The organism is Sulfitobacter sp. SK012 (assembly GCF_003352085.1).
Lineage (GTDB): Bacteria > Pseudomonadota > Alphaproteobacteria > Rhodobacterales > Rhodobacteraceae > Sulfitobacter.
In genome coordinates this window covers 748,008-760,417 of the sequence record NZ_CP025804.1, presented here as the reverse complement: position 1 = coordinate 760,417, position 12,410 = coordinate 748,008, and the positions used below count along the sequence as shown (strand labels likewise).

Annotated in this window: 12 protein-coding genes; 2 read left to right on the top strand and 10 right to left on the bottom strand. The window is 51.7% G+C overall.

Features of this window, described 5'->3' with window-relative positions; translation table 11 throughout:
* Positions 1-65 precede the first annotated feature (65 nt).
* The 9 genes from ccoS to fnrL all read right to left on the bottom strand — a co-directional run bounded on the left by ccoS (position 66) and on the right by fnrL (position 8,662).
* On the bottom strand, positions 66-233 hold the full coding sequence (gene ccoS / locus C1J03_RS03805) for a cbb3-type cytochrome oxidase assembly protein CcoS (RefSeq protein ID WP_114888826.1): 168 nt from the start codon (positions 231-233) through the stop codon (positions 66-68).
* The gene (locus C1J03_RS03800; protein ID WP_114883844.1) at positions 233-2,350 is read right to left on the bottom strand and encodes a heavy metal translocating P-type ATPase; all 2,118 of its coding nucleotides are present in this window, start codon (positions 2,348-2,350) and stop codon (positions 233-235) included. The genes ccoS and C1J03_RS03800 overlap by 1 nt, the downstream gene beginning before the upstream one ends.
* Positions 2,347-2,799 (bottom strand): FixH family protein, encoded by a 453-nt coding sequence (locus C1J03_RS03795; RefSeq protein ID WP_114883842.1) that lies wholly within the window; start codon positions 2,797-2,799, stop codon positions 2,347-2,349. Before C1J03_RS03795 ends, C1J03_RS03800 begins: the two co-directional genes overlap by 4 nt.
* Complete coding sequence (ccoG, locus tag C1J03_RS03790; protein ID WP_114883840.1) at positions 2,799-4,202, bottom strand: cytochrome c oxidase accessory protein CcoG; 1,404 nt, start codon at positions 4,200-4,202, stop codon at positions 2,799-2,801. Before ccoG ends, C1J03_RS03795 begins: the two co-directional genes overlap by 1 nt.
* Positions 4,203-4,356: 154 nt before the next feature.
* Complete coding sequence (gene ccoP / locus C1J03_RS03785) at positions 4,357-5,220, bottom strand: cytochrome-c oxidase, cbb3-type subunit III (RefSeq protein ID WP_114883838.1); 864 nt, start codon at positions 5,218-5,220, stop codon at positions 4,357-4,359.
* Positions 5,213-5,452 carry a cbb3-type cytochrome c oxidase subunit 3 gene (locus C1J03_RS03780; protein WP_114883836.1) on the bottom strand — a complete coding sequence of 80 codons (240 nt, stop codon included), beginning with the start codon at positions 5,450-5,452 and terminating at the stop codon, positions 5,213-5,215. Before C1J03_RS03780 ends, ccoP begins: the two co-directional genes overlap by 8 nt.
* 9 nt (positions 5,453-5,461) lie before the next feature.
* Entirely contained in the window at positions 5,462-6,187 is a 726-nt protein-coding gene (gene ccoO / locus C1J03_RS03775) for a cytochrome-c oxidase, cbb3-type subunit II (protein WP_114883834.1), read from the bottom strand.
* A 12-nt stretch (positions 6,188-6,199) separates the two neighbouring features.
* Positions 6,200-7,813 carry a cytochrome-c oxidase, cbb3-type subunit I gene (ccoN, locus tag C1J03_RS03770; RefSeq protein WP_114883832.1) on the bottom strand — a complete coding sequence of 538 codons (1,614 nt, stop codon included), beginning with the start codon at positions 7,811-7,813 and terminating at the stop codon, positions 6,200-6,202.
* Between the two features lie 117 nt (positions 7,814-7,930).
* The gene (gene fnrL, locus C1J03_RS03765) at positions 7,931-8,662 is read right to left on the bottom strand and encodes a transcriptional regulator FnrL (RefSeq protein ID WP_114883830.1); all 732 of its coding nucleotides are present in this window, start codon (positions 8,660-8,662) and stop codon (positions 7,931-7,933) included.
* A gap of 53 nt (positions 8,663-8,715) precedes the next feature.
* Between fnrL and hemN the strand changes: the two genes are divergently transcribed.
* Both hemN and C1J03_RS03755 read left to right on the top strand, forming a co-directional pair.
* Positions 8,716-10,071, top strand: coding sequence for an oxygen-independent coproporphyrinogen III oxidase (gene hemN, locus C1J03_RS03760; RefSeq protein ID WP_114883828.1), 1,356 nt, complete (start codon positions 8,716-8,718; stop codon positions 10,069-10,071).
* Positions 10,072-10,082: 11 nt separating this feature from the next.
* Positions 10,083-10,856: a DUF2189 domain-containing protein gene (locus tag C1J03_RS03755; protein WP_114883826.1), complete on the top strand. Its 774-nt coding sequence runs from the start codon at positions 10,083-10,085 to the stop codon at positions 10,854-10,856.
* A 416-nt stretch (positions 10,857-11,272) separates the two neighbouring features.
* Here C1J03_RS03755 and C1J03_RS03745 read toward each other — a convergent pair whose 3' ends face one another.
* A complete protein-coding gene (locus C1J03_RS03745) occupies positions 11,273-12,085 on the bottom strand; it encodes an SDR family NAD(P)-dependent oxidoreductase (protein ID WP_114883822.1) in 813 nt (270 codons plus the stop codon).
* Positions 12,086-12,410: the final 325 nt, after the last annotated feature.

The window sequence follows — 12,410 nt, the reverse complement described above, 5'->3', positions numbered from 1 at the left end:
TCGACAATCAACGCTCCGGTGCTGCTACCCAAAACCAGACATTGCCAGACGAATTGTAGACCGAGCTAATTTTCTGAATCGGCCGGTTTGTTATTGTCATCATCCAGAAGAATGCGGGCTGCGTTGCCGAGCGCGTCATCGTACTGATCAGACCGCACGGTCCACAAAAAGGCAATAAGACCGACAGCCCCAAGAACAAGCGAGACGGGGATCAGGACAACAAGCACATTCATCATACGAACCTTATTCTTTGAGAATTTAAAAGAACAGTTATTGACGAGGCAGACATCGCGAGTGCGGCTGCCAAAGGTGTCGCGAAACCAGCCAAAGCGATGGGTACGGCAATGCAGTTATAAAGTGCTGCGATAGTGAAGTTTTGTTTCGACAGGCTACGGCTTGCCCGTGCAACGCTTAAGACCAATGGAATTGCTGCAAAGCTTGACTTAAGAGCAACAACGTCGGCCGCATTGCGCGACGCTTCAAGCGCAGTTGACGGCGCAATTGAGGCATGTGCCGCCACAAGTGCAGCGGTATCGTTCAGCCCGTCACCAACCATAAGAACTCGGTGTCCCTGTTGGGTCAGTGTCTTCAAACGATCCAGCTTATTTTTGGGCAGTGCTTTGAATGTAACCGGTAACGAAAGTCGATTTGCAACATTCATCGCGGGTCCTTCACTGTCCCCTGTCACGATTTCACAGCCCAGTGTCACTGCGTTTAAGGCTTCAAACACGCCTTCGCGCAGGCTTTCGGACACTTCGATCTGTTGGGCGGGGGTGTCACCTATCTTCAGACCAAACCCTGTGAACTCAGCGCCCAACCAGCTGCCACGGCCTAGCCTTACAGGTGTATCCCCATGTATCCCCTGAATGCCTTGTCCTGTCGTTTCCACTATATCCGTGACCTTGGCAGCGGTCACATCGCGGCTCACTGCGACCAGTGCTTTGGACAAAGGATGCTGGGAGGCTTGTGCAAGTGACTTTGCTATCGCTTTGTCTAGATTGGACAGAACGCCAGACAGATCCACTGAGGCAGTGGTCAATGTGCCGGTCTTGTCAAACACGATATGATCGACCTCGGCCAAGCGTTCTAAGGCGGTCGCATGTTTGACAAGAAAACCTTCGGAAAATAGCCTGCTGATGGCTGCTGTTGACACAGCAGGGACGGCAAGGCCCAACGCGCAAGGGCAGGTAATGATGAGAACCGCTATGGCGACATTAAGCGCCACGCGCATATCGCCTGTAACGGCAACCCAGCCAATGAACGCTGCCAAAGCCAATAAATGCACCGCCGGTGCATAAATTTGCGCAGCGCGATCCGCTAATGCGGTATAGCTGTTGCGACCGTTTTCAGCCGTTTCGATAAGAGCAGCCATGCGTCGCAACGACGTATCTTCACCGACTGCCGTCGCGCGCAAATGCAGAGGTGCGCCAAGGTTGATCTCGCCTGATTGTAAGGCGTCCCCTGCCTTTGCGGTGATCGCGGCGCTTTCACCCGTCAGCAAAGAACGATCCATCAATGCTGCCTCAGACATAAGCTCGCCATCCACAGGAACCCGAGACCCTGCCGCAACCAAGACCACGTCCCCAATCGACAGATTTTGAACGCTGATGGTTTGCGTGCTGTCCCCTGTCAAACGCTCGGCGGTTTGCACCTCGAGCGCCGTTAACTCCTTGGCTGCAGAGCGCGCAGCACTACGGGTTTGATGGTCCATATAGCGGCCAATCAACAAAAAGAACGTAAGCGAGAGGGCCGCGTCAAAATAGGCATGCGCCCCCCCATTGAGAGTCTCGAACAATGACATGCCAGCGGCAAGAAAAATGGCCAGTGATATGGGAACATCCATGTTTAAACGACGGACGCGCAGTGCACTCCATGCGTTTTGGAAAAACGGCTGACCTGAAAAAGCGACAACTGGCAAAGCAATCATCGCAGAAATGAGATGAAATAGGTCGCGGGTGGCATCGGCTGCGCCAGACCATACAGCGACTGACAAAAGCATAACGTTCATCATTGCAAAGCCTGCCACTGCCATACGAAGTAAAAGGGTCTTGCCTTGATCGTCGCGCGCAGCATTCAGCGCATCCAGGTCGAGGGGATAAGCCTCAAAGCCCAAATCAGATAAAGCAGCTTCGATCTGTTTGGGGTCAACGGCCCCCTCAATCGACAAGCGTTTCATGGATAAGTTCACGCGCACAGATCGCACACCAGCCAAAATGTTCAATCCGCGCTCGATTTTGCCGATGCATGCGGCACAATGAATTGTCGGCAGTGAGAACTGCAAAGTGGGGCATGCTAACGCGATGTCTTCAGCCAAAGGAGCCGCAGCACAGGCAGGGCAGGCAGACATCATGATGCGACCTCAACGATGATGCGCTGTTCAAATAGGGTTCCATCATCCGAGCGCGCCCGCAATCGCAGGTTCCAATTTCCATCCTCACCCTGAATGACCGCACGTAGTGCCTGCCCATCAAATTCAAACGCAAGGGCTTCATCTTGGCCTACATGTGTTGCCCGCCCAAACGTTGCCGTCTCAATCACTGGTGCGATGGCCACGCCGTTTTCAAGGATGAAAAGGGACAGAACCTGGCCATTCAGCTTTGCTGATACGTCCCAGCCGAGCGCCATTTGCGCTACGCGATTTTCATCAAAAAACTGGCTGGCAACGTAGGAATTTTTGACTTCTAACCCCGGAAACGTGCGCACCGCATTATAGGCCAGCGTAAGGTTCACTGAGACAATCACCCCAAAGGCCAAACAGAAACAGGTCAAAACATGCCACCCTTTGATTTCCTTGATCATTATTCTCTCCCGTTGAATGTGGTGGCTTGGTTTGCGCGCACGTTTGCATCGAGATCTTCAACCCAAAAGGTCAAATCAGTTATATGAAGTGACGCGGCTGCATCATTGGGGCGCGCGGTGACATAAACCCGTTGCAGGATGGTTGTATCTGCAGGAATTTCGAGCTGTCGCAGACCATCGCGGCCCTCTAGATCAATCCGCAATATCTCGTCACTGGTCAGGCTCAGATGTAGGATACGAGCATCACCCGTCTTGTTGCGTAGTCGGATGTCATAAATGTTGCGCACAGCGCCGTCCGATTGCAACACATAGGTTGGATTACGCACCGGACTGACCGCCAGTTCCAAGTCCGTGCGAATGAACAGCGCATAGAGAAGGCCCACTCCAATCGACACCCACATTGCCGTATAAAGCAGCGTTCGAGGCCGAAGGACGTGTTTCCAAATCGGCGTGGCTGGCGTGCCCGCACGTTCGGCAGGTTCGTCGGACAGTGCCAAATAATCGATCAAGCCGCGCGGCTTACCGATCTTGCCCATCACATCATCACAGGCATCGATGCACAATGCACAGGTAATGCATTCCATCTGTTGCCCGTCGCGAATGTCGATCCCCATAGGGCAAACGTTAACGCAAGCCATGCAATCGATGCAGTCCCCGGTCTTGTTCTCATGTTTCTTTCCGCGCTCTTCACCGCGCCAGTCACGGTATGCGACTGTAATCGTGTCGGGATCCATCATTGCGGCCTGAATGCGTGGCCACGGGCAGGCGTAAATGCAGATTTGTTCGCGTGCAAAACCACCGAACAGAAATGTTGTTGCTGTTAAAATTGCGATGGTTCCATAGGCGACGGGATGGGCCGAGTAATTACCTAAGTCGCGCAAAAGTGTTGGTGCATCCGTAAAATAGAAAACCCATGCGCCGCCGGTTGCAACTGCAATCGCGAGCCAGACGACCCATTTAGTAAGACGCAAGCGCCACTTCCGAATATTCCATTCTCCGTGGTACAGACGCACACGCGCATTGCGGTCTCCCTCGATCCAACGCTCAACTAGAATAAACAGGTCCGTCCACACTGTCTGCGGGCACGTATAGCCACACCAGACGCGCCCCAAGGCGGAAGTGAACAAGAATAGCCCAAGCCCTGCCATGATCAATAGACCAGCGACGAAATAGAATTCGTGCGGCCATATTTCGATCCAGAAAAAGTAAAACCGTCGGCTTGCCATGTCTACCAAAACCGCCTGATCCGGCAAATTAGGTCCGCGGTCCCATCGAATCCATGGCGTCAAATAATAGATACCGAGCGTCACGGCCATGATCCACCACTTCAGATTGCGAAATTTGCCCTTCACCCGACGCGGGAAAACTGGCTCTTGAGCAGCATAAAGTGACTGGCTTGACATGATCTAGGTTCCTGTTCGCATTTTCACCTTAGTCAAGCCAACATCCTGGTGCCTTGATCTGAGTCAAAGAAAAGCCCCGAAACGAAAGTGTTGCGAACAGGTTCGTTTCGGGGATGAGGCCGCAAAATCAATTAAGATTAGGGGCCTTTGCTGCCTACTCGCCTCCTCCCAAGGAATGCACGTAGACAGAAACAGCGCGAACGTCGGCATCGGTAAGACGTTGCCCCCACGCGGGCATGACCCCAAAGCGGGCGTTCTCAACTGTGTATTTCAAAGCCTCCCTATCCCCACCATAAAGCCAGATTGCATCGGCAAGGTTGGGTGCGCCCAAATCACGGTCCCCCGTTGCCTTCTCGCCATGACACGATGCGCAATTGTCCTGAAATAACACAGTACCCATTTCAGCCATGCCTGCATCAAATTCCGGCATGGACAGGCTTGTGACATATTCGACAATTGCGTCTATTTCTTCGGTTTCCAAAATCTCGCTAAAGGCGGGCATTTCGGAATAGCGCGCGTCGTCGTCGGTGTCGTTGCGGATACCGTGGCGGATGGAATGGGTGATATTGTCCATATCACCGCCCCATAGCCAGTCGTTATCAAGTAAATTCGGATAGCCGACACCACCCGCAGCACCCGAGCCGTGACATTGGCTGCATTGGGCGCGAAACACAGACCCGCCACGCGCAACAGCATACCGATTCAGATCGCTGGCTGGGTCCAAGGCAGCCAGTTCAACGGCGGCAAATTCAACGACAAGGCCTTGGTTTTTGGCCTCATGTGCGGCGATGTCTTCGGCGACTTCGCCGCGTGACGAATAGCCAAGAACGCCAGACGTGGCCCCTGACAGCATCGGCCACGCAGGATAGGCAATCGAATAGGCTATTGCCCAAACAATGCAGGCATACAGCGTCCAAAGCCACCAGCGCGGCAGCGGGTTGTTCAGCTCTTCGATACCGTCCCAGACGTGACCAGTGGTTTCAACACCTGTTTCTTCGTCAACCTTAAGATCAGACATTGGGTTGTCCTTTCAACTGTTCACTTAGGCGTTTGGCTGCGCAGTCGTTGCACGCCCCATTGCAGGGAGATTTAGCTGCCTCTTCATTGCGAAACGGGATCAAACTTGCGTCCTCGCGTGCTTGTTTCTGACTCGGCAAGAAGGCCCAAATATAGGCTGCTATCAGAAAGCCAAACATGGCGACCAACACCCAGCTGTCGGCAAGTTCACGTAAGAAGGTATAGGTTTCCATCGGTGCCTCCTATCGGCTTGCATCTGGGGTGAATGTTGAAAAGTCGACCATAGTGCCCAAGATCTGAAGATAAGCGATCAAGGCATCCATTTCCGTAAGTTCCGGCTGCCCGTCAAAATTGGATACTGCGGCACCAGGGTAGCGTTCAACGAGCCCATCCCAATCTTCATCCGGCTCGGCTTGCACCTCGAAATCAGCTGCCGCCTGTTCGATCTGTTCGTCACTATATGGCACGCCCACAAAACGATGGGTCTTAAGCAGCGCTTCAATATGTTTCGCTTCAATCTCGACGTCCGCTAAGAACGCATAGCTTGGCATGATGCTCTCGGGCACGACCGACTGTGGATCCATAAGGTGATCGACATGCCAGGCATCCGAATAGCGCAAACCAACTCGTGCCAAATCTGGCCCCGTACGTTTGGACCCCCATTGGTGCGGGTGATCATACATCGACTCCGCAGCCAGTGAGTAATGCCCATACCGTTCGACTTCATCGCGCATCGGGCGGATCATCTGGCTGTGGCAGGTGTAGCACCCTTCGCGAATGTAGATATCGCGACCGGTCAATTCCAGCGGGCTGTACGGGCGAACGCCTTCTACCTCCTCGATCGTATTTTCCAACCAGAACAACGGTGCAATTTCCACAACCCCCCCGATTGTCACGACCAACAGTGAGAAGGTCAAAAGCAAGGTCGGACTTTTCTCAAGAATTTTATGTTTGTTTAAGATACCCATGATCCTGGCTCCTTATTCTGCCGGAACGGCGGTTGGGTTTCGGTTGGGAACGGTCGTGGTCACGGGTGTTGCCCCGCGAATGGTCATCCACATGTTCCAGCACATGATCAGCGCACCTGATAGGAACATCACGCCACCCAGTCCACGCACGACATACATCGGGAACTTGGCGGAAACGGTGTCAGCAAAGCTGTTCACAAGGAAACCTTGGTCGTCAACCTCGCGCCACATCAGGCCTTCCATAATACCGGTGACCCACATGGATGCCGCGTACAAAACGATGCCAAGCGTGGCGAGCCAAAAGTGCCAGCTGATCGCAGGCATGGAGTACATTTGCTTTCGGCCCCACAGCTTTGGCGTCAGGAAGTATAAGCAAGCAAAGGTAATCATGCCGTTCCAACCCAAGGCACCGGAATGTACGTGGCCGATGGTCCAGTCTGTATAATGCGACAGGCTGTTGACCGCACGGATCGACATCATCGGACCCTCGAATGTGGACATGCCGTAGAACCCAAGTGCCAGAACAAACATCCGCATGATCGGATCGGTGCGCAACTTGTCCCACGCGCCTTGCAGCGTCATCAAGCCGTTGATCATACCGCCCCAACTGGGCATCCAAAGCACGATCGAAAATACCATGCCAAGTGTAGAGGCCCAGTCAGGGAGAGCGGTGTAGTGCAAGTGGTGCGGACCCGCCCAAATATAAAGAAAGATCAGTGACCAGAAGTGAATGATCGACAGTTTGTAGCTATAAACCGGACGCTCTGCCTGCTTTGGCACGAAGTAGTACATCATCCCGAGGAAACCCGCCGTCAGGAAAAAGCCCACAGCGTTGTGGCCATACCACCACTGGGTCATAGCGTCTTGGACGCCCGAAAAGACCTGCACAGATTTGGAGCCCCAGATCGACACGGGCACGGACAAGTTGTTGACCAAATGTAGCATCGCCACAGTGATGATAAAGGAGAGATAGAACCAGTTGGCGACGTAGATATGCTTTTCACGGCGTTTGATGATCGTTCCCAAGAAAACCGCCAGATAAGCCAACCAAACGATTGTCAGCCAGATGTCGACGTACCATTCGGGTTCTGCGTATTCTTTGGACTGAGTTGCCCCCAGTAGGTAGCCGGTTGCGGCCAGCACGATAAAGAGCTGGTATCCCCAAAAAACAAACCACCCCGTGTTACCGCCCCAGAGGCGCACAGCACTGGTGCGTTGTACAACATAGAACGATGTCGCAATCAGCGCGTTGCCACCAAAAGCAAAAATCACCGCACTGGTGTGCAAAGGGCGCAGGCGACCAAAGTTCGCATAGGGTTGCGCCCAGTCAAAGTTCAATACCGGAAACGCCAGTTGGAACGCGATAAACGTCCCGACTAGAAAACCGGCGATGCCCCAAAAAGCTGTGGCAATCACGCCTGCACGTATAACACCATCAAAGTAGGCATCTTGGTTAACGGCTCGCACTGGCTCGTCTGTGCGGCGCAAGACCCAAATGAACATTACAAACGCGATGACCATAATCAAGAACGCATGGATTTGATAGGCAAGGTCATGCGCCCAACTTGTTGCCAACGCAGAAAAGAAGGTAACAAGACCGAGCGCGATTAGCTTCACATAGTCCATGAAAATTCCCTTAAGTCAAAACAGCGCGTAAAACGCGTTACAATAGGGGCTTCTTAGAATGTGGAAAAAAGCTGCACTTTGATCTGGATCAAATTTGGCAACAAGCTAGCGCGAAGATCAGTAAAAAACGCCACCATCAGCGTCATCACCCGTTTCGTCGTGGAGTGCGGCATGGTCTTTTACAACGAACTGACGACGGTCCGAGAAATCAATTACGCCATCCTTCTTGAGCGCATTGAACTGGCGACTGACCGTTTCAAGCGTCAGCCCAAGGAAGTCGGCAATTTGGTCCCGCGTCATATGCAGGTTCACCAGTTGATCGGCGCTAGCCCCAGTTGGAGCAGACCGCCTAATTAACATCTCAATAAACGTACAGATCTTCTCGCGCGCGGTTTTACGGCCCAGCAGAACCATCCAATCACGCGCAGCGTCCAGTTCGTCCAAGGCAAGTTCCATTAGCCGTTGGGCAATTTGGGGCGTGTCCTGCACCAGTTTTTCAAACTTTTCGCGGTGGAAACAACACAGCGTCACATCGTCCGTTGCCACAACATCAAAGTCGATGGTGTTGCGGCCTGGCCTGCCAATGAAATCTGATGGTAACAACAGTCCGACCATCTGAGTACGACCATCTTCCATTGTCTTAGCAAGCGTCGCGACACCTGTTACAATACTCGCCACATATTCTAGCGGTTCGCCACGCCAGAATATGGTTTCTCCGGCTTGGAACGAACGATAATCTTTCATTTTTTCCAACAGGGCTAACTCATCTTCATCGCACCTCGCGCACACAGCGCGGTGACGGATCGGACAATCAGAGCATTGGTTTTCTATAAGAGCGGGAACATTCATATTGTTGATCTGTATCAAAGAAACGTTGACTAGTTCATTGTTTAAAGAGCCACATGGAAAAGATCGATACCTTGCGCGACTATGGACTTTTTGACGCATTGGTCCCCCGTTACAGAAGCTACCCACCTGCAAATCACTTTGTGGACCGCGTGGGCCAGCAAAACCAGGAAAACTGGCTGGGGATGGTGCCAAGCGGGTCGGATGTTTCGGTCTATATTCATATCCCGTTTTGCAAACGCTTATGTTGGTTTTGCGCATGTCGCACCCAAGGTACAAGAACCTTGCGGCCAGTCGATGCATACGTTGAATTTCTGATCAAAGAATTATGGGGTGTCAAAAAGCAACTGGCTCCTGATGTTAAGGTGGCGCGGTTGCATTTGGGCGGGGGCACACCAACCATCTTATCGCCTGGGACGATGACTTTACTACTGAACGAGGTATTCAAGGCCTTTCCCAGGAGCGCGCAGTTTGAATTTTCGGTCGAAATTGACCCTACTGAAGCATCTCGAGATCTATTGAGCACCTTGATTGATCACGGCCTAAACCGCGCAAGTCTAGGCGTTCAAGACTTCGCACCGCGCGTGCAAGACGCCATTGGGCGGCCACAATCGCTTGAACAAACCCGTGATGTCATTGCGTTCTTGCGTGACAAAGGGATCACGGCCCTGAACCTAGACGTTTTATACGGACTTCCCCATCAGACTGTTGAAAGTTTTGGTCAGACCTTGGATCATGTCATTGGCCTGAAACCCAACCGACTCGCCATCTATGGCTATGCGCATGTCCCTTGGATGTCCAAGCGGCAAGTGATGATCAAAGAAGCTGATTTACCCGGCAGCGAAACACGGTTTGCGCTGGCTTCGATGGCACGTGCGCGTCTGCAAGACACAGGGTTTGAAACCATCGGTATTGACCACTTTGCGACCCCGCGAGATGGCTTGTCCAAAGTGCAAGCGAGCGGACAGGTCCGCCGGAATTTCCAGGGTTATACCGACGATCAATCCCAAACGTTGATCGGCATTGGGGCCTCTGCCATTTCTAAGTTTCCTCAAGGGTATTTGCAAAACGCGGTTGCAACATCCGCCTACCAAAACAGAATTACACAGACCGGTCTTGCCGCGCACAAAGGCTATGCGATGAACGGTACTGATAAGTTGGTGGGCTGTATCGTAGAGGACCTGCTTTGCCGATTCGAACTGAACACGGCTAAACTGGCACTGGACTTCCCCCAAGGCCAAAGTGCCGTTCGCGAAATATGCGTCTTGTTGGTGCGCCAATTCCCCGATGTGTTTTTCATCAATCAAGCGGGATTGAAAATGCATGATTGGGCGCAACCGTTAGTCAGGATCATCGCCAATGTGGTGGACGAATTTACAGCAACTGAATTATCCCATTCGACGGCAATCTAGCGTGAGGAGACATGACACTCCAATCAACAAACATTCCTAAACTTCGCAAACCTACGCTAAACGACTTTAGGTCCAGCATGGCTTTGGGGGTTCAGGATTTCTTGGCAGCACCACGTGCTGCGGCCTTCTTTGCAAGCTTTTTTGTAGGGGCAGGTATCATGATGGCCCTCATCACCTATTGGACCGGACAAACCTTTTGGTTGGTATTGGCTGTCTTGGGGTTCCCACTAATCGGAACATTAAGCGCTGTTGGGTTCTACGACATCAGTCGACGCCTGAACGAAAGCAGATCAATAAAACTGCGTGATGTCATGCAGTTTGTTTGGTCCTTGCGGAAGGGTCAACTGCCTTGGCTCGCAACAATCATTGTAGTTATTTTCTTATTCTGGTTTTTTCTAGGCCACATGATCTTCGCGTTGTTCTTAGGTTTATCGCCCATGACCAATATCACAACATCTCTAGAAGTCTTCGTGTCTCTCCAAGGTGCTATGATGCTTGGTCTCGGATCCGTAGTTGGTGCTGTTTTTGCCACTTTGGTCTTTGCGCTTAGCATCCACGGCATTCCTATGCTGGTTGACCGTGACATAGATTTTATGACGGCGGCACTCACATCAATCTCAGCCGTTGCAAATAGCCTTCCACGCTATCTAGCTTGGGGAATATTTATCGGACTTATGACATTGATTTCGATGTTGCCTTTGTTCCTAGGCCTCTTCATTTCAATGCCAATCCTTGGCCATGCGACTTGGCACCTTTATCAAACACTGTTGGGTGATGGTGCTTAAAAAGCACCTAGTTTTCTTCATCGCAGCCAATAAGATATTTTCCAGAACGACTTGCATGACACATTCGCGCCGATAAGAGCGGATTTAGAAAATTCATATAAGAAATTTCCTAAGGCCTCACTTGCTCGTCTGTAGAATTGTGGCATTTCTTTTCTATGTCCGCTTTCAAACAAACTACAAACCCTCGTCACATCTGCAGCGAAAGCCGCTTCCCACCCATGCTGCATTTCGTTGCGTGTGCAGCATGGAGAAAGCGATCATAGGTGATAAAATTGCGAAGGTAGGTTTCGCCCGCAAAGTAGACCTTAGTGCTACCCGCAGCGAATGATGGCTTGGAGCCCTGAATGACAAATACTGCACGGTGCAGGGATGTCAGTTTCGCACGCATCACCTCATAATCAAAGCGGTAAGAGAACCTACTGACTGGAAGTTATGCCACCATCGACGTACATTGTTTGCCCCGTGACAAAGCCAGATGCAGGCGCGCAGAAAAATAGCGCGGGCCCGACGACATCTTTGGGATCGGCGATCCTTCCAAGTGGAATACGGTCAAGCAGACTTTGACGAAATTCATCGTTTTCCATGACGTGTTTGATCATTTCCGTATAGACAAAAGTAGGTGCAACGCCGTTAACCGTTATACCCTTTGGTGCCAGCTCCATCGCATGCTGTTTGATCAACATGACCATCCCGCCTTTGGTACTACAATAAGCGGAATAACCCCTGTCACGCAGCCCAAACTGAGAACGAACTGATAGTAAGTGGACTTGTTTTCCACCATTGCTGCCAGCAATTTGTCGTTTGGCGACGGCTTGCGCCAGAAACATCGCCGACTTCAAGTTCACCTGATAAACTTCGTCAAAGGCCTCTTCGGTTACTTCAAGCAGAAGCTGTTCCTTTTGGGTACCTACGCAATTCATCAAGATGTCAATTTGACCATAGGCATCCATCGTATCTTGAACCGCTCGGTCGATATCAGCTACGGATGTTGCATCAACAGCAATCCCCGTGGCATCTTGCCCCGCGTTTGAAAGCTGAGCAGCCAATTTTTTAGACTTTTCAAGATCACGCCCGGCGATCATGATTTTGGCACCAGACAACGCAAGCCCCCAGGCGATAGCCTCGCCTATGCCACCATAACCCCCAGGTACAAACGCTACTTTGCCTTCTAAATCAAACTGGCCCGAAAGCTCTTTTTGAAAGTCAATTTTTGGAGTTATGCTATTCATTTTGGTTTCCTAAACAATCCTAAGTCACTTACGGCTATCACCGGAATTAGGCAGGAACAAATATCGGGTGTATTCCGCGATCATTGTCGGGGTGAAATTGCAGGCATTTACCTACGAGCCGCGGAGGTCCGCTTTGCCCCGCATAGCAGACATCGGTGCACGGTGCATCTAACGACAGCTTTGAGTCTTTAGTGACCGATGCTGCGGCATGTAGATTTGGTACTAAGGGCGGATTGCGGACTTTCGCTGCGCTTCGCACGGAGGTCTGCAATGCGGGGTGGCCTCAACTGGTCGACGCAACACTTTAATCTTTAGAAAGAGATGG

Bases quoted from the DNA above. Each gene is read 5' to 3' on its own strand.
- ccoS (WP_114888826.1), bottom strand. From the start codon at position 233: ATGAATGTGCTTGTTGTCCTGATCCCCGTCTCGCTTGTTCTTGGGGCT.
- C1J03_RS03800 (WP_114883844.1), bottom strand. From the start codon at position 2,350: ATGATGTCTGCCTGCCCTGCCTGTGCTGCGGCTCCTTTGGCTGAAGAC.
- C1J03_RS03795 (WP_114883842.1), bottom strand. From the start codon at position 2,799: ATGATCAAGGAAATCAAAGGGTGGCATGTTTTGACCTGTTTCTGTTTG.
- ccoG (WP_114883840.1), bottom strand. From the start codon at position 4,202: ATGTCAAGCCAGTCACTTTATGCTGCTCAAGAGCCAGTTTTCCCGCGT.
- ccoP (WP_114883838.1), bottom strand. From the start codon at position 5,220: ATGTCTGATCTTAAGGTTGACGAAGAAACAGGTGTTGAAACCACTGGT.
- C1J03_RS03780 (WP_114883836.1), bottom strand. From the start codon at position 5,452: ATGGAAACCTATACCTTCTTACGTGAACTTGCCGACAGCTGGGTGTTG.
- ccoO (WP_114883834.1), bottom strand. From the start codon at position 6,187: ATGGGTATCTTAAACAAACATAAAATTCTTGAGAAAAGTCCGACCTTG.
- ccoN (WP_114883832.1), bottom strand. From the start codon at position 7,813: ATGGACTATGTGAAGCTAATCGCGCTCGGTCTTGTTACCTTCTTTTCT.
- fnrL (WP_114883830.1), bottom strand. From the start codon at position 8,662: ATGAATGTTCCCGCTCTTATAGAAAACCAATGCTCTGATTGTCCGATC.
- hemN (WP_114883828.1), top strand. From the start codon at position 8,716: ATGGAAAAGATCGATACCTTGCGCGACTATGGACTTTTTGACGCATTG.
- C1J03_RS03755 (WP_114883826.1), top strand. From the start codon at position 10,083: ATGACACTCCAATCAACAAACATTCCTAAACTTCGCAAACCTACGCTA.
- C1J03_RS03745 (WP_114883822.1), bottom strand. From the start codon at position 12,085: ATGAATAGCATAACTCCAAAAATTGACTTTCAAAAAGAGCTTTCGGGC.